This is a genomic window from Lacticaseibacillus paracasei subsp. paracasei, from assembly GCF_000829035.1.
GTDB lineage: Bacteria > Bacillota > Bacilli > Lactobacillales > Lactobacillaceae > Lacticaseibacillus > Lacticaseibacillus paracasei.
Map to the genome: position 1 here is coordinate 2,621,266 of NZ_AP012541.1, position 22,091 is coordinate 2,643,356.

The following is a 22,091-nucleotide window of genomic DNA, read 5'->3' on the forward strand; positions in this document are numbered from 1 at the left end:
AGTCATTCCTCCTATGGTAAAAGCGACAAATTCCAAGTGAGCGTCGTATGATAGCGGGTCTGATACCGTGGTGTGCTTGCTGGCACATGTAACCCAACACTTGTCGCGCCGCTATCGTTGTCACCAAAGTTAATCCGCCATGTGCCATATCCGCTATTGTCATACAACGTCCCGGTCGGATCTTTATCAGTGCTGGCATCATTGCGATAGTGACCGCTCTTTTTAACTTGTGCTAAAACAGTTGGACTGGTGGCTGTCGGATTCAAGGAAAAATCATCAGGTGCTTGATAATCCATCGTGTCTTCCTGCGCCCAAGTTGGATTTGAAGTTGCATCTGTTCGTTTCAGTTTAGGATTCATCAGATGCAGCGTCGCATCGGTCAAAGTTTGAGCAACCTGTAAGTTGGGATCTTGACTGTTTGGTTTCGGAGTTGACTTAAATTGACCGTCCTGTTGCACACTGAGTTGCCAACCTTTTGTGCCATAGTAATCTTCAACTGTGACGCCAAAAGGCAATGGTTGCTTAGTCGTGCTTTGGTTTTCCCCAATGTAATAGGTTCGGTCAACCGACTTATTGTCAAATTGACCAAAATCAAGCGTTGGATCCACGGTTAGCTTCAGCATTTGTTTTTCATAGCGATAAGTCACCACCAAATCGTCTTTACTGATCACTGGATCGACCACGCTGGCTTGATCAAAAGTCGCACTCGTGAGGTCACTGGAGGTTGCCTGATCGACCACTGTATAACCATCAATGGCTTTTGGCCGAATCGGATCTGCGTTAATTTCCGATACGTGTTTGCCGACATCACCACTCACTGTCACTTCGGGTGCGATCTCAGTTGGCTTTGCCATGTCACTCGCCCGATCAACATAGCGGAAAATAACCTTGCCTGTCGTCGCCGGTAAATGTATGGTCGTCTGATTCGAGAATAAGGTTCCCACACTAGCTTTGTTGGGAATCGTTTCGGCAGTATCTTTTCGATCAATTTTGGCTTTAAAACGAACTCTGAAGCCTTGACCATTCGGGATTGTATAAGGAAAGTCAATGGTGCCATTCGCCTTGAAACTCGTGTCATCAACGGTCACAAACTCGTTATTCGTGTCAGCATCTGCAATCTGTAAAGAGCCATCTGTATAAGTGGTATTCGGATCAAGCTGATCCTTGATACTGCCAGCCTAGATTGCAATAATAAAGTTACCACCTAGAAAGAGGCTTGCTCACTGCTTGAACTGGGGTTTGCCAACGGAGACATTTTCTAGGTTTGTTATTGATAAGCGCTGTGGCTTGTTGAATATCGGTCTCTGAAACCTGATCAAACTGTGTTCCCTTCGGGAAATAGTAGCGAAGTTCTCGATTGAACCGTTCATTTGTGCCCCGTTCATTCGGGTGATAGGCGTGGCAAAAGTAAACCGGTATCCGATAGCGCTTTGTAAGCGCCTGATCGCAGGAAAACTCTTTACCGTGATCAACCGTCACTGATCGAACCGGACCCGGAAAGTCCACCATCAGTCTTGCAAATCCCTTGAGAACAGCATTTTGTGATAAGTTTTCAAGCTTAGTTGTCGCCATTAAACGTGTCACCCGATCGACAATGGTCAAAACAGCAGCCTTTGACCCGCGACCACCGCGAACTGTATCCATCTCTAAATGTCCTTTTTCGGTTCGCCGATTAGCTGACTCACTGCGAATCTCAATTGAGGTGCCTACTGCTTGGTTATAGCGCGACCGAAGGTCTTGTCTTCTTTTATGACGTTTACCGTGATCAAAGAGTTGGCTTGGCTGAAAATCGACTTGTCTTTGATAAATCCAGTGGTAAATCGTGTGTGGCGCACAGTGAACGGCATAACCGACCATTTCAGGGGACCAACCTAGGTTTAGCTTCTCAGTTACCATCCGCTTCAACTTAGGCGTTAAAATCGAGTGCCGACCACAACGATGCCGACAAGTATCGGCATGATCCTGAGCTATAATGGCGCAGTAATCACCTTCAGGGCAACGGTGAAGCTCATGCCTAATAGAAATACGAGAGCGGCCTAAGGTCGCGGCGATGTATTGAATCGTGTGGTGTTGCATCAGTTCTATCTGAGATCGTTCAATTAAGGTTATAATGGCCATGGGACCTGTCCTTCTCTCTAGATGGTATGTTATGCAAACACCATTTTAGCAAGAACGGACAGGTCTTTTTTCACATTTTCTGGGTGGTAACTTTAATTATGCAATCTAGGGTCCAACCTGTCTGGAAGTTTTGGTGGTTAGCGGCGTATTCCCAGGACGGACGACGCCAAGATGACCTACATTCTCGGTCTTGGGATAATCAAGATCAAACTGATCATCATAGACATTACTCCCATTCCACCAACTATCCATTTCAACAGCGAGAGCGTTACGAATATAATGGCTGATCAAGTTCCCTTTACCATCTGTCGACCAAGGATACGCACCAAGACCGCCGGCTGGAGAACCGTATGCGCCAGCTCCCAATGGATCATTTTGAAGTACAAAAGCCATTCCGTCAGCAGCGTCATCACCAGCAGGCCCAAAATAATGAGCTGTTTCGTATGTAAATGCACTATTCAAATCAATCTTTGACTTAGACCACATACCGCCAATTTGCCAACTCTTCGTCTCTCGACTACCTGTAACAATGAGTGCCTGCGGATAAGCCGTACTAAAGGTGGAGACATTCGGAAAATTGCTAGGATCCGCCTTACTTTTAACAAAATAGTCACTGGCCTTCAACGTTGACGCCGGTGGTGCTACTGGAAACCCATCAGCAGCACTATATATTGTTTGCACTGGAAAAAGACTTAATGTCAAAATAGAGATCATTAATACAAAAAGTAACTTTGAAAGGCGTTTCACCCGAGTAACCCCCTAACCAGCCTAACTAATTATTTTATTTCTAATTGAATAACACCTTATAATTAACCATAACAGCAGGACGTTTAAAAAACAACAAATATTTTAATATAAAATTAGTGTAAAGTTGGCACGACAGCGCTTTATCACGTTTACATTCACTTGTCAAGAACCAAGTATTAGGCAAACATTTATTAAAATATGATATTTTTTCTTTCTAAAATATGATACAGCGTTATATAATGGTCTATATCAATTTAAAAAAGCATCTTTTTAAAATTAATGCTGTGCGTCGACTTACATTCTCATGACAGCATCATTAACTGACAAGTCGGTAGCAAACGCAGCACCAGAATATTCATCCTGTGCAAAACGCAAAAAAGTCCTCCTCAGCATTTCTGCTAAGGAGGACTTTGGCTATTCATGCAAATCTAAGCTTGCGGACCCTGCTGATCATCGTTGTTTGAAGATGAATTGTCAGTCGAAGTATCGTCTGGCTTTTCAACCTCATCAGAATCAGTATCGTCGCCACTGGCTTGTTGATCACCAGATTGTGGTGAATCAGTTTTACCACTGGCTTCTTCATCTGCTTGCTTTTCTTTATCTTTGTGTTCAAGGGCTGCTTTGGATTGCTCGAAAGTAGCGGCCTTTTCACTTGGAAATTCATCTTGGTCACGAGCAGGCATTTTGCCATCGTTGAACAAGCTGAGGATTTCCTTTTCATTCAAGGTTTCGTATTTAAGCAGTGCTTCCGCAATCAACTTATGCTGTTCACGGTGGGCCTCAATGATTTCGTGAGCCTGTTTATGGGCATCGTCGATAATGCGACGAATTTCATCATCAATGGCTGTAGCCGTCGTTTCAGAATAAGGTGGTGTCTGACCATATTGTGCACCCAGGAACGGTTGGCCTTCAGTTTCAAGCTGAACCGTGCCGAGACGATCGGACATCCCATACTGCGTCACCATACTGCGGGCAATTTGAGTTGCCTGTTCAAAGTCATTGGATGCCCCAGTAGACTCAACGCCAAAGATAATTTCCTCAGCTGTTCGTCCACCTAAGAGGCCAACGATTTGTTCTGTCAATTCCTTCTTGGTAAGCAGGAATTGATCATCCTTTGGCAGCATGATCGCATAACCGCCAGCGCGTCCACGAGGAATGATCGTGACTTTTCGAACTGTCCGCGAATCGCTCAGGACCAAACCAACAATGGCATGTCCGGCTTCGTGGAACGCCACCATATTCCGTTCTTTCGGATTAATGACGCGGTCGCGCTTCGCTGGGCCAGCAATGACCCGATCTTCGGCTTCGTCCACGTCTGAGGCGTCAATTGCCTTCTTACTTCGTCGGGCCGCGACTAAGGCAGCTTCATTCAGTAAGTTTTCCAAATCAGCCCCGACAAAACCAGGCGTCTGACGAGCGACTTCCTTAAGATCAACACTTGGTGCAAGCGGCTTGTTCTTCGCATGCACTTTCAAGATGGCTTCACGACCCTTAACATCCGGTCGGCCAACTAAAATCTTCCGATCAAAACGACCTGGACGCAGCAAAGCAGGATCAAGCACATCAGAACGGTTAGTAGCGGCAATGACGATAACCCCTTCATTACCGGTAAACCCGTCCATTTCAACCAGTAACTGGTTCAAAGTCTGCTCACGTTCATCGTGACCGCCGCCCATACCGGCACCACGCTGGCGGCCGACAGCATCAATTTCATCAATGAAGATGATGGAAGGAGCAGCCTTTTTAGCCTGATCAAACAGATCACGCACACGAGAAGCCCCGACACCAACGAACATTTCAACGAAATCTGAACCTGAAATTGAGAAGAACGGCACACCAGCTTCACCAGCAACCGCTTTGGCAAGCAAGGTTTTACCAGTACCAGGAGGGCCTTCCAAAAGCACCCCGGCTGGAATTCGAGCACCTAATGCCGAGAATTTCCGCGGATCCTTCAGGAATTCAACCACTTCAACCAGTTCCTGTTTCTCTTCTTCAGCACCAGCCACATCGGAGAAGCGAACTTTGTTGGCATTTTTATCTGCCTGCTTCGCCCGTGATTTGCCAAAGCTCATCACCCGACCGGAACCACCGCCTTGGCCAGCCTGATTCATCATCATGTAGAAGAAGACCATCATGATCACAATCGGCACAACCGTAATCAGCAAGCTAAACCAGACGCCGGATTGTGATTCTTCCTGCGTGTCGGTTTTAACATTGTTAGCGCTGGTTGCCTTTTGGATCTGGCTCAAAGTCGCATCGTTCGTCGGAATATATGTCGAGAACTTCGTGACTTTGGTGCTCTGACTACCAAACAGACTCAGCGAGTTATTTGAACTAGAAGACTTCTGTGCCTTCTTGTATTCCCCACTGACCTTATAGACTCCGCCAGATGGCTGGAGTGAATAACTCTTGACGTTGTCTTTTTTCAACTCCGACAAGAACGTGCTGGTTTCAATCTCTTGGGACGATGTTGTCCCATTATCGCGCATATAATACGCAAAACCGGTGACCAATAGCACAAAAATAATGATATACGTTAATGTGCTACTGAACAGGCCGTTTTGTTTTTTCTTCATTTAGAACCTCCGGCAACATTCGATTAGTACCTTATATACTACCACAAACACAACATTCAGATCAGGATTTTGCTGCGTAGATTTCCGGTTTTAATACACCGATATAAGGCAGGTTTCGATAACGTTCAGCATAATCTAAGCCATAACCGACCACAAATTCGTTAGGAACAGTTGTCCCAACGTAATCGGCGTGCACATCAACGACGCGACCTTCTGGCTTATCCATCAACGCACAAATACGAACCGACTTCGCATGACGCGTTTTGAAAATGTCGGTCAGATATTTTAAAGTCCGGCCGGTATCAACAATATCCTCTACAATCAAGATGTCCCGATCCTTCACGCTGGCGTCAAGGTCCTTGATAATCTTGACTTCACCGCTAGACTCGGTCGCATCCCCGTAGCTGGAAACGTCCATAAAGTCGAGTTCCATGTAATCATCGATCTCACGAACAAGATCTGTCATAAACATGATGGCACCTTTTAAAATGCACACCACTAAGGGGTTTTTCCCTGCATAATCGTGCTTGAGCTCAGCGCCAAGTCGTGCCGTGATGGCATGGATGTCGTCTTGAGAATACAACACCTTCAAAATATCGGAACTCATGATTTATCCTCACTTTTGTCAACATCTGGTGATTGCACCAGTACAACATGGAGTATATCAGTTTGATCTATGGCCGACAATCGTTCTAAAGGCTGACCTTCAACCCAAAACACTTGATGACCCCGAGCTAAAACCAATAATTGATCGCGCTGATAGGCTGGAATTTTTGTGTTAATCAAAAAACGCCGCAGTTTCTGAATCACGCCATTGGGTAATTGCACAACATCGCCAGCTTGCCTTGTGCGCAAAGTAATTGGCAGTTTCACTCTGACCGGCGTGCCTTTGTCAGCAGCAACGCTTGTCTGCAGGCTGAAAATGCCACGAGTGGTACGATGTTGCTGATCAAGCTTAGTGAATGTGACCGGTTTAACTGGCGCCTGCCGCGTTAAGCGAACAATTTGTTCACTCTGGACAGCAATTGAAATCCCGCCGCCCAGATCAAACCGCCGCTCTTTTGTCCCGCTTAGACTCGCTAGAACTGGCGAAAGTAGCTGGCGATCAACGTTGGGTTGCCATTGCTGCAGTATTTTTTTTAATAGCAGACGCTGAACAGCTTCCGGCTGCGGTGATGCGACACGCCAATTAACCGTTGCGTCATCAACCTGCAGGCGTTGAAGCCACTCAGCCAGTTGTGCTTCAGCCAACGCTAATAGGCCAGTCTGCTCCATCGTGAATGTTTGAATATGCGCCAGTAATTGCGTGTTTTGTTTTTTGAATGCAGGAATGACCTGATGACGCAACTGATTTCTTGCGTAATGCGGATCAGCATTGCTGGAATCTTCGCAAAACCTAACGTTGTGCTGATCAGCATAGGAGCGAATCATCGCCTTGCTGTAAGGCAATAATGGCCGCACTAACCGGCGTCCATGCCAAGTTCGATCAGCGCGAATACCGATTAACGCGGCCGGATCGCCAGAGCGCGCCAGCCGAAACAAAATTGTTTCAAGTTGATCATCCGCATGATGAGCTGTCATGACAACCTCAGCATGCTGCTCAGCGGCAGTCGCGGCTAAGAAGGCATAGCGTGCTTGCCGAGCGGCCGCTTCACTGGTTGGCTGCCCATCAGATCGCCGCCATTGTCCAGTCACCACTGGCACCTGCAATTGTTGGGCAGCGGCGACAACAAAGGCTTGTTCCTGCTGACTCTCTGGTCGCAGGCGATGATCGAAGGTTGCCACCACCACATCTAAGTCAGCTGCTTTGACAGCCAGGTTCAACAACACCATCGAATCCACGCCGCCAGAAACCGCCACGAGCACACGAGTATGCGGTGCAAAGCCAAATCGTTGAAAAAGTTTCGGGCTCATGGGCATCCTCCACGCAATCCTGCAGAAACCAAGAAAATGGGCCTAGAACAAAATGTGCTTTGTTCCAGACCCGATTTTTAACTGCGGCGACCACCACGGCCGCCGCGTTTACCCTCGGTATTGCGGCGAAGAACGCTTAATCGATCTTCGCTTTCCTTCAAATATCCTGACATCATCGCATCAAAATCATCTTTGGATGGTTGTGCTTTGTGTCCAAAATGATTGCCGCCGCCACTACGCGCACCGCCTTGATAGCGATTGCCGCTTGGCCGCGCAGATGGTGTATGATGACTCTCCCGATGACTATTTTCGTGTTCACTTTGCTGCGGTTTATCGACCGCTTTCCGGATAGACAGGCCAATCTTACCATCTTGGATCGAAAGTACTTTCACCGTCACCGGTTCGCCAACATGCAGCACATCATGAATATCTTTGACATAAGCATCAGAGACCTCGCTGATATGTACCAATCCGGTCTTGCCATCGCCTAATTCGACAAAAGCACCGAATTTTGTGATCCCGGTGACCTTACCAGTCACTTTCGTACCAACTTCAACTGCCATAAAAAAAGAAGTCCTCCTAGTTAAATGTACCTATTAGTATAGCACGGCAGAAAACCGACGCAAGAGCGCGAACAGGCCCGGTTAGAAACCGGAACATAAGTGGCCTCAAGCCTAAATAGTTGGGCTTTAGCCATTTAGGCTTGAGGTCCTTATGTGCAGGTTTTTGGGTCTGTGAGCGCGTTTTAGATACAACAGCGTCCAGAGCCTAGCCTTTCTATTTAGCTGTCCAAATCACTGATTCACATTCAAATCCGGAACCTTGTTGACCTTATCAGGCAAGTTAAAAATAATCTCGCCTTGCTTTGAATAGAGATATTTTTCGCGAATCAGCTTAGCCGTGTAGTCATCATTGTGCAGTTGGTCGACCTGAACCTTGAGGGCTGACTTGTTGGCTTTTAATTTTGTCAAACTGCCCTTCGCTTTTTGGACGGCGTGGTTTGTCTCTCCTAACGCCATTTGAGTTCGAACTAAACTAAGCCCGCCGAACCCCAAAATGGCGACAATCACGATCAACAGATTCCGAATCCGCTTCATATGTACGGCGTGCGCCCGTGGATTGGGCGTACGCTTGTGCTTTTGTTCGTGCTCGCGCGTATACGCATTATTCAATTGACTGATATTGTTCTTTGCCATTTGACCGCACCTTCGTTTTTCACCAGCCATTTACTTACATCCGTAAATCAATAAATCAAGTATAACAAATCCCGAGGGCTGCGAGCCAATAAATACGTATTAAAATGTTTCTTTATAATCCTCTTTCAAAACCGTGTACATCCCCGCTGCGTCATTTTTCTTGGTGGTTTCAACCAAATCATCCGCTCGGACAGTAAGCGTCTTGTTGCCAAAGTTAATCACTAACGTATCCCCCACACGAACATCAGAGCTTGACTTAGCTGGTTTATCATTGATCATAATTCGCCCTTTATCGGCAATTTCTTTGGCAACTGTGCGCCGCTTAATAATTCGAGAGACTTTTAAAAACTTATCTAATCGCATAACTTAATTACCTCGCTTTATCCGTTGTAAGAACTTCATATATAGTTTACCGCCTGGCAAATCGAGCATTTCTCGCAGCGTTAGCATTTTAAGCCAAGTCCCTGCGGCTAAGAAAATGATGACCCCAAGTAATACCCCAACGACTGTCACACCCGCTGCCACCATCCGGGAGCTTAACGGAATCCAACCGACAGCAGCGTAGACTGCCGCGGCCATGATACCGGTCACGATGATTAACTTAGGGACGAACAGACGGATGGCACTAGCACCTTTGATCGTCTCAGGAACTGCATAATAAATCAAGCAAAGGATCAAGCCCAGTGAGAGAATCGTTGCACCACTTGCCCCGGCAGTACCGAACTTCACGACAAGCGGCTGGTTGATGACGGCTTTAAGCAATATGCCTAGCAACAGCGCGACGCTAATGCCGGCATACTGATCAAGACTTTGCAAAATAGCATTATAGGCATTGATCATGGCGACAACAACAATAGCAACCGCATATAGTTGCAGCGCAAATGTCCCGGCTGTGTCTCCAAACAGCAGCAAATCAATAGCCGGCATCAAAACAATCAAGCCAGCTGTCGCCGCCAATGCGAATGCTAAATTAAAATGCACCAATTCGGCACCGCTGCGAATAAACTGACGGCGCTGGCGGGCTTGGCGCGCCTGAGTCAGACTCGGTAAAAGCGTTGTCGACAAGGATGCCGCTACTACAAGGCCCAATTGCACTAAAGGCTGTGCCCGGTCATAAACCCCTTTAAGACTTTTCGCAGTCACCATGGCGATACCTGAAGCTGTGAGCCCTTTTGTAACCGTAAAGCTATCAATCAGCTGCAACAAAATCAACAAAGCTGCGTAAAGTGTGATCGCCCCGCCTTCACGGACAAACCGGCTAATGAGACGTACATAAGCCTGCATCCCCGGAAAACGAAAGTGCTGCTGACCAAACACTTGCCGATATGGCCGCCATAACGTCAATGCAGCCACCGCGCCGCCGAAGAATGCACCGGTCATTGCCACAGCACCCATCTGATAAACGCTCCAATGATATTGCAAAAACCACCAAGCTGCTAGCAGAATCACGGCAACACGCACGACTTGCTCAACAACCTGACTAGTGGCTGTTTTAGCCATATCAAAAGTGCCTTGAAAATAACCGCGGCCTGTGGCCAGCAACGGCATCGTCAAGAACATGAAAGCCACCGTTTGAATCAACGGCAGCAATTCCGGATCTGCCATGGATTGCGCGATCACGCCACCAAAGATTTGCAGGCCTAAAAACAATGCCCACGAGATCCATGTTAAAATCACGCGGCTTTGGTGCGCGACTGTTAGCTTGGCCTCATCGCTATCCGCTTCAGCAACTAGTTTAGAAATATAAACCGGGAACCCGGACAAAGCGAATGTCATGCCTAATCCGTAAATCGGGTAAATCTGTTGATAGGCATAGAAGCCGGTGTCACCTACCATGTTTTGGAACGGTACCCGATAAACGGCACTGAGTATTTTGGCGATTAGTGAGCTCAGGCTCAAAATCCACGCGCCGCGCATCAAGTGCTTCATTTCTTGGTTGTGCATGGGAGCCCTCCTATCACTATATCCACTGACACCGAAGTCTGCTTGAGCTGATTGATCATTGGCATGTCATCACAGCCAAGTTGGGTCAAAAACAATGAATGCCCCTACTTTTCACAGCAACTATGCCGATTTCTTTTCCGGTTGCGGATTGACAACAGTCAGTAATCCCTGCAAAAAGCCGGTCAATTGATCAAGCCAAGTCGCAGTCTTCATATCTTTTGGCAATGCTAACGTAACTGTCAGCTTGCCATCCGTGATCGCGACCTGCGCTTTCAATGTTGTCGCACTTAACGCTTTGAAAATCGGCTCGCCTTGTGCTTTAGCAGTTGCTTGCGGTGACAACACAACCGTCAACTTTTGCCCCGCCTTCGTTACGTGATTGACCCAAGCCAAGTCAGCAAACCGCTTGAGATGCGCAATCGCCAATAAATTGGTCACCGGTTGCGGATAGTCACCAAAACGATCAATCAGATCTTCGCTGATCTCAGTTTCGGCTTCATCGCTATCTGCTTCTCGAATGCGTTTATACAACTCGATCTTCTGACGGGAATCGGCCACATAATCAGTTGGCAGGTATGCTTCCAGACCCAGATCAATTTCAGCATCCGTTTTCTCAGCCGATTTAATACCGCGCCGTTTGTTAACAGCTTCTTGCAGCATCTGGGTGTAAAGATCATAGCCCACCGAATCGATGAAGCCATGTTGCTGCTTGCCAAGTAGGTTGCCAGCTCCGCGAATCGATAGATCACGCATCGCAATTTTGAAGCCGCTACCCAATTCCGTAAAGTCTTTAATCGCCTGAAGCCGCTTTTCAGCAACTTCATTGAGCACCTTCATCGGCTGATACATAAAGTACGCATAAGCGACTCGACTTGACCGCCCAATTCGGCCGCGCAATTGATAAAGTTGTGACAGGCCGTAATGATCGGCATTCTCGATGATTAAAGTATTGGCATTGGGCATGTCCACGCCAGTTTCAATAATGGTTGTGGTCACCAGCACATCGTAAGCACCGTGCAAAAAGTCATAAATGACGTTCTCCAACTGCGTCTCAGTCATCTGACCATGCGCATATCCGACACTTGCATCTGGCACCAGTTCCTCCAGTTGACTCACGGTACGTTCCATATCTTCCACCCGGTTATGCAGGTAAAAGACTTGACCGCCGCGTTCCATTTCCCGTTCAATGGCTTCGCGAATCACGCCTGGATTTTGTTCCATGACAAAGGTTTGAATCGGATAGCGATTCGTTGGCGGCGTTTCAATGACACTCAAATCACGCACGCCTAGCATGGACATGTTCAACGTTCTTGGAATCGGAGTCGCCGTCAGCGTGAGCACATCGACATTACTCTTGAGTTGTTTGATCCGTTCCTTATGCTTAACGCCAAAGCGCTGTTCCTCATCAATGACCAGCAATCCCAAATCCCGAAAAGCGACATCTTTAGACAACAGCCGATGGGTGCCAACGACAATATCAATGGTGCCGTTCTTAAGTCCTTTGATCGTTTCCTTGTTCTGATGCGGTGTCTGGAATCGTGACAACAACCCGACTTTGATTGGAAAGTCCGCAAACCGTTCTTTCATCGTGTCAAAGTGTTGCTGGGCTAAAATCGTTGTCGGCACCAAAATGGCTGCCTGTTTGCCATAATCGATTGCCTTGAAAGCTGCACGCAACGCGACTTCGGTTTTGCCAAAACCAACATCGCCAACCAATAAGCGATCCATTGGCTTCGGCTTTTCCATATCATGCTTAATTTCTTTGGCTGACCGCAACTGGTCCGGTGTCTCAGGATAAGGAAATTCCGCTTCGAACTTGTGCTGCAGGTCATCATCCGGCCCAAATGCAAACCCTTTTTCCGCTTCACGCTTGGCATATAAATCAATTAATTCGTCAGCGATATCTTCAATTCGGGCAGCTACTTTGCGTTTGGTTTTCTGCCACTCAGCACCACCAAGTTTATTGACGCTTGGCGTTTTGCCATCTGCTGAAACGTATTTTTGGACTAGATTCAGTTGGTCAACTGGAATAAACAGCTTATCGTTGTTTCGGTAAACAATCGTAATGTAATCACGATGCACACCGTCAACTTCTAATGTCTCCATCCCGGTGTATTGACCGATCCCGTGATTAACATGCACCACGTAGTCACCAGGCTTGAGCTCGTTATAGCTTCGCAATCGCTCTGTATTCGCCAGTGTTTGGTGCCGTGCGTGACGACGTTGGCGAGCATTGAATAACTCGTGCTCGGTCACAACGACTAATTTCAAGTCAGGCAGCTCGAAGCCATTTTTCAGGCTGCCTTCTGTCAATTGCACCTGGCTTGGCAACAGCTTAGTCGGGGCTGTCATGACATTGCTAATCTCAAAATCTGACAACGTTTCGCTCAGCTTTTCCAGCCGATTTTTATCTGTGATCAAGAACACCACGGTTTGCTGCTGCTTTACCCAGCGATCGGTTTCTGTTTTGAGTAACGGCATCTGACTGAAAAATTGCTGCACGTTACGGCTGGGAATATTGGTCAAGCTGTCAAGTCGCAACTGCCCCATGCCTTTTTGAAAAAGGCTAAGGTAAAGCCGCGGGCGCTTATCTTGCTGTGCAAGTTCCTGAATCGTCAGGTTCGGCGTGTTAGGTAGCAGCCGGCCTTCTTCTTGCAACTGTGAGTACCATTCTGCCGTATCCTGCACCAAGGTTGTATCGCTATCTAGCAAACGACTGTAATCATCGAATGCTACCAGTGCATCTGGTTGCAAATAGTCACTGATGCGTTGCTGCTCTGGGTATAGTTCGGCCGCATATAAAGCTAGATTTTCAGGACGCTCGTGTGCCGATAGCTGCTGGCCAGTCGTCAATAAACCATCTGTAACGGCCTGCTTAGCGGCGGCATTTTTCACTTTTGCCTTGTAGGCATTAGCTTGCTTGGTAATGCGCTCGCCAGCAGCGGCCAAAACCTGATCAGTCGCCACCATATCGGTTGCCGGCGCAATCGTGATCTGCTGAAGTTTTTGCAGACTACGTTGGGTGGCAATGTCAAAGCTGCGGATGGAATCGATTTCAGTATCGAACAATTCAATTCGAATCGGATCGTCTTGATTCAACGGATAGACGTCAATGATGCCGCCGCGAATGGCAAACTGTCCCGGCGCGCTGACTAACGAATCACGTCGATAGCCCATGGCGACCAGCTGTTTGGCAACGGTTTGCGGATCAAGCTCGGAAGTCATATCAATGGCCAATTCACTAGCTGCCCAATCGGCTGGTGACGGCAAAAGCCGCTTATAACCGGCCAGACTGGTTACGATGATTCCAGGTTTGCCGCTTTGAATAAACGTCAAAGCATTAATACGATCGTTACGCGTCTCTGGCGAACTAACCGCGACTTCAGCTGCCAACACATCCTCAACTGGAAAATCGTAAACCACTGCATCTCCGAGCAAACTGCTTAAATCAGCAGCTAATTCATCGGCATGAAAGCGATTGTTTTCAACAATTAGAATCTGCTGCGGTCGCTGTTGCAATAGCGCGCCAAAAAAGACCGTCTTGGCTGAGCCCGACAGTCCTGTCACCAAATGGCGACCCGTTTTCAGCTTCGGCCATAATGCCGACAATGCTGGATCTGCCTGCACCATGTCGATCAAATTCATCGCGTCACCTGCTTCTTTCTTCTACTAATGTACACATGTGCTTCACCTTTTCGCCATGAAGTCACCTATCTTTTAATTAAACTTATTCATCAGCTGATCAAACGGCATCCCATTTAACCAATCTTCCAAGGCATCATCAGCCTTCTCAATCGCATCATCGATTAACGGCTGGTCAGTTTTGGAAAACGGCGTTAGTACCCAATCAACGACCCGTTGCCGCTGCGGATGCTGAATACCGATTTTTAGTCGACAAAACTCATCGCTGCCAGTGGCACTGATAATATCCTTGATGCCGTTATGGCCGCCTGCTGAGCCGCGCTTGCGTAAGCGCAATTTGCCTAAGGTTAAATCCATATCGTCTTGCACGACAAAAATTTCATCTAATTGTATCTGATAAAACATCATCAGCTCGCGGACGGCGCGACCTGAAGCATTCATAAATGTCTGGGGTTTAACAAGGAAGATCTTTTCGCCATTTAGACGGGTTGTCGCGGTAGCTGCATCAAACTCCAGCTTGTCAATCGTCAGGTTCAGTCGTTTGGCCAAGCCATCAACGACCATGAACCCCATATTGTGTTTGGATCCTGCATATTTCTGGCCGGGATTTCCTAGGCCAACAATCATTTTCATTGGAACTTTTATCCTCCTTGGGGAAAACGCATTTATAGTTGTAAGGACTTTTTTTGTGAGTGTTTCTATATTCTGGCCGGACGAGCTAACTCGCTTATCTTCTGGTAGCGGCCGGTCACGTTTTGCTCGGAAACGCGCTCACAGGCCCAGAAACCTCCACATAAGGACCGGGGATCTGTAAGACTGCTTCGATAAGCATCGTGCCTTTGTGGTAGCGGCCTGTCACGCTTCGCTCGGAAACGCGCTCACAGGCCCAGAAACCTCCACATAGGGACCGGATCTGTGCGATTGCTTTGAGATTCGATAAGCATCGTGCCTTTCTAGTAGCGGCTAGCCACGCTTCGCTCGGAAACGCGCTCACAGGCCCAGAAACCTCCACATAAGGGTCTTCGACATAAATGGCCAAAGACCGGCCATTTATGTCGAAGACCGCTTATGCTCCGGTTTCTAAGCGCTCCTGTTCGCGCTCTAACGCGAATAGACGGATTTTGCCTTTTCCGTCCAGAGCAGTATACCATACTGACGCCTTGCGTCTGTGCGAGTTGACCGTGGGAACTGTTGAATTTCCCACATTCGTGAAAACAGATGCTGGAAACGCTTACGTTATTGGAAGCTTGCTTGAAACAGGATTCACAAGTCTTGCTGTAGTAAGGCTCGACGCCATTTTTTGACAATGGCAAAATCATGAAAAAGTCTATCAAATTTGTTTCAGGGAATTGATAATGTGTTATACTCAACGTGAAATGCAGTTTGCATGCACATAAGAAAGGATGATATCACCGTGGCAAGTATTACGGATAAGGATCACCAAAAAGTTATTCTCGTTGGTGACGGCGCCGTTGGTTCAAGTTATGCCTACGCAATGGTTTTGCAAGGTATCGCTCAGGAAATCGGAATCGTTGACATTTTCAAGGACAAGACAAAGGGTGACGCGATTGACTTGAGCAACGCGCTCCCATTCACAAGTCCTAAGAAGATTTATTCAGCTGAATACAGCGATGCTAAGGATGCTGATCTGGTTGTTATCACAGCTGGCGCTCCTCAGAAGCCTGGCGAAACTCGTTTGGACTTGGTTAACAAGAACTTGAAGATCTTGAAGTCCATTGTTGACCCAATCGTTGATTCCGGCTTTAACGGTATTTTCTTAGTTGCTGCCAACCCAGTTGACATTTTGACCTATGCAACTTGGAAACTTTCTGGCTTCCCGAAGAACCGGGTTGTTGGTTCCGGTACTTCACTGGACACCGCCCGCTTCCGTCAGTCCATTGCTGAAATGGTTAATGTTGACGCTCGTTCGGTCCACGCTTACATCATGGGCGAACATGGTGACACTGAATTCCCTGTATGGTCCCACGCTAACATTGGTGGCGTTACCATCGCTGAATGGGTTAAGGCTCATCCAGAAATCAAGGAAGACAAGCTTGTTAAGATGTTTGAAGACGTTCGTGACGCCGCTTATGAAATCATCAAACTCAAGGGTGCGACCTTCTATGGTATCGCAACTGCCCTTGCCCGGATTTCAAAGGCAATCCTTAACGACGAAAATGCGGTTCTGCCACTTTCCGTTTACATGGATGGTCAATATGGCTTGAACGACATCTACATCGGTACCCCAGCTGTGATCAACCGTAATGGTATCCAGAACATCCTGGAAATCCCATTGACCGATCACGAAGAAGAATCCATGCAGAAATCTGCTTCTCAATTGAAGAAGGTTCTGACCGATGCTTTCGCTAAGAATGACATCGAAACTCGTCAGTAATCATCACGATCACTGATAAGTAAGCAACCAGCCCAGTCGCTGGTTGCTTTTTTTGTGAGCGCGAGCAGGAGCGTCTAGAAACCGGAGCATAAGCGACCATGGCCGTGATGGTCGGTTTTTGACCATTGCAGCCATGGTCCTTATGCGGAGGTTTCTGCGACTGCGAGCGCGTTATGGTGAGCGCGAGCAGGAGCGCCTAGCAAACCGCAAATATCTAAATGTTTTTTAATAATTCTGTAACACCACGGTAACACTTGATATTGTCACTCATGCCGCGTTTGAAACAGGTGATGTTGCTTTTAATTCGACCTTCAATACCTTATAATGGCGAAGTACAATGTCATCTTATTTGAGGAAGTGCTTGCCACGAAACAAGAACAAACGAAGAACAGGAGGCAGCGATCAGTGAAGAAAAACAAGCGATGGCTCCTCGTTGTTGGCGTCCTCGTCGTACTCATGGGCGGATTTTACATCATTCAAAGTATGCATTATCGCGACCATTTTCTGCCAAACACAGAAATTCTCGGCGTCGATGTCTCCGGTCAGACCGTCAACGCGGCTAACAAGAAATTGACCGATCAATTCGATCAACGTCAGTACACATTTGTTGAAAAGAATAAAAAGATTTTGAAAGTTAAAGGTGATGCTTTAGGACTTAGCCAAGATTTTAAAAAAGGCTTGACACAAATCCTTAACAAGCAAAATCCTTGGCAATGGACGACATCAGTCTTTGCTGGTCAAAAAACCAATGCTCAGGAAGACCCTACTATTAACACTGCTGCTCTAAAGCAATTCGCAACTTCGACGGCTGATAAGTTAAATCAAAATCGTCAGGAACCGGTCAATGCGAAGCTTGTGACAAGCGGTGATCAGTTCAAGATTCAAAAGGAAGTTAATGGTGATCAAATTGATGCCGACAAGCTGGCGACAACTGTCACAAGCGCACTTGATAACCATCGTCAAGTGATTGAACTAACAGATGCTTATAAAAAGCCAACGGTTAAAGCATCTGATCGCGACTTGCAGACAACTGAACGTGATATGAACAAACTTGCAAGCACCAAAGTCAGCTTGCAGATTCAAAGCACTACCGTCACGGTTCCGCAAGCAACTGTTTTGAGTTGGGTCACTAATGATAATGGTAAGGCAACGGTTTCTTCCCAAGCCATTACAAATTATGTCACGGCCTTGTCGCAACAATACAGCACCATTCACAAGACTCGTCAATTTAATTCCCAACAACAAGGTACCGTTTCCGTTCCCGCTGGCACTTATGGTTGGAGCATCAACATTAGCGCCACCTCTGCTATGATTCTTGCTAGCGTAAAAGCTGGCCAAGACTTGAATAAAGAAGTCAGCCACAGCGGATCTGGTTATACAACCACTGGCGACATCGGCAATACCTACGTGGAAGTCTCCAAAGAAAAACAACACGAATGGTATATTAAGGATGGCAAGGTCGTCATGGATTCTGACATCGTGACTGGTAAACCAGGCCAAGATACGCCGTCTGGTGTGTTCTATGTTTGGTCTAAGCAACGTAACGCTACCTTACGCGGGAAGAACGACGATGGCAGTTCTTATGCCAGTCCGGTTTCTTACTGGATGCCGATTGATTACACCGGTGTTGGTCTTCATGACAGTCCATGGCAACCAAAATACGGTGGTGATTGGTACAAAGAACATGGCTCTCATGGGTGCGTCAACAACCCACCAGACTTCATGGCGAAGTTATATGCAGCTGTTGACGAAGGCACACCTGTGATCGTGTATTAAAAATAGATTCGCTCGACCCATAACTATTCTTTTTAGCGTCACAAAAAGACTTGATCCCCGATATCAAAGGATCAAGTCTTTTTTGTTTATTCTAAATTGTAAACATTAGCTGATCGGACGCGACCTTACGCCACTTGGCGCTAATGTTTCTTTGAGTCGTTTATCTTCATTGCCTCCGGAAACGGAATTCAAAAGATCTTTATCAACAAAACGCTGGAACAATTAGGCATTCGTAAGGCTAATTGGTACAACTTCGGTAATATCAGTCATGCAACAAAAAAAAAAAGAACCCATTATTTAATGACATGTCAGGAACGGTCACTGCACTTTTAAAAACAATCGTTTCCGAATAGCATTGTGCAACAGATATAACATTACCTCTGAAAGTGATCTTCAGCATGAACAGTCCAGAAAAACGTTACACCGCCAGTGATCTATGGTATCATAAAGCAAGATTAGAATATTTTAATAAAGTGATACCTGTTTGATGGAGGAAAACGAATGTTAATTAAGTCGTTAGTATTAAAAAAGGAGTTCCTGACCACTGTCAAGGAAACGGTCACCCTTGAAGACGCGCTGAAGATCCTTGAAGACTCCGGCTTTCGTTGTGTGCCGATTCTGGATGAAAGCGGCACGATCTTCCGTGGCAACATCTACAAGATGCACATTTATCGGCACAAGTCTCAAGGCGGTGACATGAGTTTGCCAGTGACCTATTTGCTGAAAAATGCCACCAAGACGATTCCAGTCAATGCGCCATTCTTTAAAGTCTTCTTCAACATTAAGGATTTACCGTATATTGCTGTCCTTGATGAAAATGCCAACTTTTACGGTATCTTGACTCACGCTAAACTGCTTGGCATGCTGTCAGAAGCTTGGAACGTTGATGTTGGTTCCTACGTGCTGACAGTTATGTCGACTGGCGAGCGTGGCGATCTGGCCAAAATGAGCAAGATTTTGGCCAAGTATGTGTCCATTTCCGGGTGTATCACCTTGGATGCCAAACGCGACGAGTTCGTACGCCGCACCCTCTTTACATTGCCGGCCTGAACTGATGAAAACACATTGAACGAAATCGTTTCCCGGCTTGAGAAAAAAAGCTTCCGCGTTGTTGAAATCGATGACTTGCAATCAGGCCAACCAATCCGCATCGATGAAGATCTCTAATCTCCATGTAACGCTCACATAAACAAAAGAAGGTCGATCGTTTAATAAACGAATCGGGCTTTTTTTGTAAGCACGTGCAGAAGCGCTTGCAAGCCTGCAAGTGCCCTATGGTGGTGCGTGTGTTGGTGCATGATCGTGAACATGAAGAACCTGCCTTAAGAACCTTGCGCTTTGCGCGAAAGGTCTTTGCTGTCCACCTCATCAAAAATCCACTATAATATGGGATAATGCATTGCTTGTTGTTATCGCGCTGCATACTAAACGGGAGGAATAACGTGAAACGTATCACTCGTTTTTTCGATCAGATCGCGGCCAGCATCCACTTTTTTAAGACACATCGTCTCAAGCGCAATTATCGACGAGCACTTTTATTCTTCGCGATATTGTTGCCAGTTTGTGTTGTCGCAATTATAGCAGGTCAACGGTTACATCAGCCGACACCGTCAAGTTCGAAAGCCGCTATCGCTCTATCAACCACAAAAAAGAAACAACAACGTCACAAGGCCACCAGTCATAAAACCAAGGTACATACAGCCCCGAAGAACATTGACTGGACAGCACCTTCCGAGAAACAGGCTTATCCCGACCTCACCCAGCATCCGAACATTACTTTAGATGTCAATCTAAAAAAGCAACGGGTTTTTATCAAGGAAGGCGACAAAACGCTATACACGATGTATGCGTCTACTGGTATTGATGACTCAACCCCACGAGGTGATTTTGCGATTCAAGACGAACGGGGTTATGAATTCTTCAATCCAAACGAACAAATGGGCGCCCATTATTATACAAGCTTTTATCTGCATGGAACTTATCTTTTTCATACCGTCCCGACAGATGTCGGCGGACAATACATCAAAAACGAGGCGGCTAAGCTTGGCAAAGAGCCTGGCTCTCATGGTTGCGTTCGGTTGAGTATTGCGGATGCTAAGTGGATATTCGAGCATGTGCCAACAGGGACGCCAGTTAAAATTCATTAGTTTAGTGCCTCAAAAACCAGAGAAACCTGTTAATCAATCGACTGACTAACGGATTCCTCTGGTTTTTGTGTAAGTACGTATCAATCGTCAGAATGGTGAGCATTACTTTTCGCCAATCCGCCAACTAGTTAAATTTTCTCACTGGCCAACGTTTGCAATGATGCATCAATTTTCTCCGCACACATCCTGCCTTCATGAATCCCCCAGATAACTAAACTTGGGCCGCGACGGCAATCACCGGCCACATAGATTTGCGTGTCATTGGTCGTGAAGTTATCATTTTTGGCAGTGATGCCAAATTGATCAAAAAGCCATTGTTCAGCGCCAGTAAAGCCCATTGCCAAAACCACAAGATCGGCCTTAATTTTCTTTTCGGTGCCTGCCACTGGTTTAAAGTGATCAACCTGACTAATTTCTGCTTCTTTGACTTGGCCATCTTTGCCGAAGAAAGCCGTCACCGTCGAGGCATAGGCGGTAATGTCGCCAAACAATGCTTTAGCCTCTTTTTGCCCGTAGCCGGTTTTCAAAACCATCGGCCACTCAGGCCATTGATTTTGCGGTGTTAGTTCTGCTGGCAACGCTGGGGTGATTTCTAACTGGGTGATATCAGCGCATCCCTGACGAATCGCTGTGCCAATACAGTCATTACCAGTATCACCACCGCCAAGAACCAGAACATGTTTTCCCTTCAACTGATCATTTGCGGCTGGCCCATCTTTTAAAACTGTTTGGGTGGCTGCTTTGAGAAAATCTGTCGCTTGCATAATGCCTGAAAGTTCTCTGCCTGGCACCTTGAGATCTCGGGCTTCGCGCGCACCGGTGCAAATAACAACCCGGTCAAACGTTTTCTTCAGCTCATCAGCCGTGATGTCCTTACCAACCTCCGTGTTTGCAACCAGTTCAATCCCCACTTTAGTCAACGTATCGATGCGGCGCTGAACGACATCTTTTGGTAACTTCATATTAGGAATGCCATACATGAGAAAACCGCCAAAGCGATCATCGCGCTCAAATAAAGTGACGGCGTGCCCGAGCTGGTTCAATCGCCAAGCTGCAGCAATACCTGCCGGACCGCTGCCGACGACTGCAATTTTTTTACCGGTGCGATGCAGGGGCTTACCAGAGTCAACCACCCAGCCATGTTTGAATGCTTGCTCGATAATAAATTTTTCGTTGTTACGAATGGTAATGCCAGCGCCGTTGAGTGCCTGCACACAGGAAACTTCACAAGGTGCTGGGCAAACGCGTCCGGTCATATCCGGCAACATATTTGAGCGGCTCAATCGTTCAAACGCACGCTTATCCTGATCACGGTAAACCAGATCGTTCCATTCAGGAATCAGATTATCGTTGGGGCAACCACTCACGGCTCGTCCGCCGCCAAAAAAGACGCCATGATGGCAGAACGGAATACCACAGTTCATACAGCGCGCTGCTTGCTTACGACGTTCAGCCATGTCTAAATCAAGTTCCATCACGTTAAAATCTTTGATACGCTGCATGATTGGCCGCATTGGATCGTCTTGTCTAGGGTATTTTAAAAACCCTTTTGGATCTGCCATGCTGTTCCCTCCTCGTAAACGCGTTCACCAGCCCAGAAACCTGCGTATAAGGACCTCAAGCACACTGGCCAAAG

Annotated in this window: 14 protein-coding genes and 4 pseudogenes; 5 read left to right on the top strand and 13 right to left on the bottom strand. The window is 46.9% G+C overall.

Features of this window, described 5'->3' with window-relative positions; translation table 11 throughout:
- Window positions 1-11 precede the first annotated feature (11 nt).
- From LBPC_RS12890 to pth, 12 genes and pseudogenes are all read right to left on the bottom strand, one after another.
- Window positions 12-1,175, bottom strand: a pseudogene (locus LBPC_RS12890) (WxL domain-containing protein); the annotation flags it as partial.
- 22 nt (window positions 1,176-1,197) lie between these two features.
- Window positions 1,198-2,118 (bottom strand): IS30 family transposase, encoded by a 921-nt coding sequence (locus LBPC_RS12895; protein ID WP_003574021.1) that lies wholly within the window; start codon window positions 2,116-2,118, stop codon window positions 1,198-1,200.
- A 111-nt stretch (window positions 2,119-2,229) separates the two neighbouring features.
- A pseudogene (locus tag LBPC_RS12900) lies at window positions 2,230-2,865 on the bottom strand (L-type lectin family protein); the annotation flags it as partial.
- Window positions 2,866-3,293: 428 nt separating this feature from the next.
- On the bottom strand, window positions 3,294-5,441 hold the full coding sequence (ftsH, locus tag LBPC_RS12905) for an ATP-dependent zinc metalloprotease FtsH (protein WP_003662715.1): 2,148 nt from the start codon (window positions 5,439-5,441) through the stop codon (window positions 3,294-3,296).
- Between the two features lie 61 nt (window positions 5,442-5,502).
- Window positions 5,503-6,048 carry a hypoxanthine phosphoribosyltransferase gene (gene hpt / locus LBPC_RS12910; protein ID WP_003567626.1) on the bottom strand — a complete coding sequence of 182 codons (546 nt, stop codon included), beginning with the start codon at window positions 6,046-6,048 and terminating at the stop codon, window positions 5,503-5,505.
- Window positions 6,045-7,355, bottom strand: coding sequence for a tRNA lysidine(34) synthetase TilS (gene tilS, locus LBPC_RS12915; protein WP_003606035.1), 1,311 nt, complete (start codon window positions 7,353-7,355; stop codon window positions 6,045-6,047). Before tilS ends, hpt begins: the two co-directional genes overlap by 4 nt.
- Window positions 7,356-7,432: 77 nt before the next feature.
- On the bottom strand, window positions 7,433-7,918 hold the full coding sequence (locus LBPC_RS12920; protein WP_003567630.1) for a S1 domain-containing RNA-binding protein: 486 nt from the start codon (window positions 7,916-7,918) through the stop codon (window positions 7,433-7,435).
- A gap of 231 nt (window positions 7,919-8,149) precedes the next feature.
- Window positions 8,150-8,551 carry an FtsB family cell division protein gene (locus LBPC_RS12925; RefSeq protein ID WP_003567632.1) on the bottom strand — a complete coding sequence of 134 codons (402 nt, stop codon included), beginning with the start codon at window positions 8,549-8,551 and terminating at the stop codon, window positions 8,150-8,152.
- Window positions 8,552-8,650: 99 nt separating this feature from the next.
- Window positions 8,651-8,914 (bottom strand): RNA-binding S4 domain-containing protein, encoded by a 264-nt coding sequence (locus tag LBPC_RS12930; protein ID WP_003567635.1) that lies wholly within the window; start codon window positions 8,912-8,914, stop codon window positions 8,651-8,653.
- A gap of 3 nt (window positions 8,915-8,917) precedes the next feature.
- Window positions 8,918-10,495: a putative polysaccharide biosynthesis protein gene (locus tag LBPC_RS12935; RefSeq protein WP_003662709.1), complete on the bottom strand. Its 1,578-nt coding sequence runs from the start codon at window positions 10,493-10,495 to the stop codon at window positions 8,918-8,920.
- A 120-nt stretch (window positions 10,496-10,615) separates the two neighbouring features.
- Entirely contained in the window at window positions 10,616-14,140 is a 3,525-nt protein-coding gene (mfd, locus tag LBPC_RS12940) for a transcription-repair coupling factor (protein WP_003662708.1), read from the bottom strand.
- 72 nt (window positions 14,141-14,212) lie between these two features.
- Window positions 14,213-14,770, bottom strand: a complete 558-nt coding sequence (gene pth / locus LBPC_RS12945) for an aminoacyl-tRNA hydrolase (RefSeq protein ID WP_003567642.1) — start codon at window positions 14,768-14,770, stop codon at window positions 14,213-14,215.
- 754 nt (window positions 14,771-15,524) lie between these two features.
- Between pth and LBPC_RS12950 the strand changes: the two genes are divergently transcribed.
- From LBPC_RS12950 to LBPC_RS12965, 5 genes and pseudogenes are all read left to right on the top strand, one after another.
- On the top strand, window positions 15,525-16,532 hold the full coding sequence (locus LBPC_RS12950; protein WP_003662706.1) for an L-lactate dehydrogenase: 1,008 nt from the start codon (window positions 15,525-15,527) through the stop codon (window positions 16,530-16,532).
- 405 nt (window positions 16,533-16,937) lie between these two features.
- Window positions 16,938-18,308: a L,D-transpeptidase family protein gene (locus LBPC_RS12955; protein ID WP_003571470.1), complete on the top strand. Its 1,371-nt coding sequence runs from the start codon at window positions 16,938-16,940 to the stop codon at window positions 18,306-18,308.
- Between the two features lie 174 nt (window positions 18,309-18,482).
- Window positions 18,483-18,641: pseudogene (locus tag LBPC_RS17305) on the top strand (NAD(P)H-dependent oxidoreductase); the annotation flags it as partial.
- Window positions 18,642-18,809: 168 nt separating this feature from the next.
- Window positions 18,810-19,475: pseudogene (cbpA, locus tag LBPC_RS12960) on the top strand (cyclic di-AMP binding protein CbpA).
- A 275-nt stretch (window positions 19,476-19,750) separates the two neighbouring features.
- A complete protein-coding gene (locus LBPC_RS12965; protein WP_003567652.1) occupies window positions 19,751-20,455 on the top strand; it encodes a L,D-transpeptidase in 705 nt (234 codons plus the stop codon).
- Between the two features lie 128 nt (window positions 20,456-20,583).
- Here LBPC_RS12965 and LBPC_RS12970 read toward each other — a convergent pair whose 3' ends face one another.
- Window positions 20,584-22,017: a glutamate synthase subunit beta gene (locus tag LBPC_RS12970; RefSeq protein WP_003662700.1), complete on the bottom strand. Its 1,434-nt coding sequence runs from the start codon at window positions 22,015-22,017 to the stop codon at window positions 20,584-20,586.
- Window positions 22,018-22,091: the final 74 nt, after the last annotated feature.

Coding starts and splice junctions, on each gene's coding strand:
- LBPC_RS12970 (WP_003662700.1), bottom strand. CDS start 22,017: ATGGCAGATCCAAAAGGGTTTTTAAAATACCCTAGACAAGACGATCCA.
- hpt (WP_003567626.1), bottom strand. CDS start 6,048: ATGAGTTCCGATATTTTGAAGGTGTTGTATTCTCAAGACGACATCCAT.
- mfd (WP_003662708.1), bottom strand. CDS start 14,140: ATGAATTTGATCGACATGGTGCAGGCAGATCCAGCATTGTCGGCATTA.
- LBPC_RS12935 (WP_003662709.1), bottom strand. CDS start 10,495: ATGCACAACCAAGAAATGAAGCACTTGATGCGCGGCGCGTGGATTTTG.
- LBPC_RS12925 (WP_003567632.1), bottom strand. CDS start 8,551: ATGGCAAAGAACAATATCAGTCAATTGAATAATGCGTATACGCGCGAG.
- ftsH (WP_003662715.1), bottom strand. CDS start 5,441: ATGAAGAAAAAACAAAACGGCCTGTTCAGTAGCACATTAACGTATATC.
- LBPC_RS12895 (WP_003574021.1), bottom strand. CDS start 2,118: ATGGCCATTATAACCTTAATTGAACGATCTCAGATAGAACTGATGCAA.
- LBPC_RS12930 (WP_003567635.1), bottom strand. CDS start 8,914: ATGCGATTAGATAAGTTTTTAAAAGTCTCTCGAATTATTAAGCGGCGC.
- tilS (WP_003606035.1), bottom strand. CDS start 7,355: ATGAGCCCGAAACTTTTTCAACGATTTGGCTTTGCACCGCATACTCGT.
- pth (WP_003567642.1), bottom strand. CDS start 14,770: ATGAAAATGATTGTTGGCCTAGGAAATCCCGGCCAGAAATATGCAGGA.
- LBPC_RS12950 (WP_003662706.1), top strand. CDS start 15,525: ATGCACATAAGAAAGGATGATATCACCGTGGCAAGTATTACGGATAAG.
- LBPC_RS12920 (WP_003567630.1), bottom strand. CDS start 7,918: ATGGCAGTTGAAGTTGGTACGAAAGTGACTGGTAAGGTCACCGGGATC.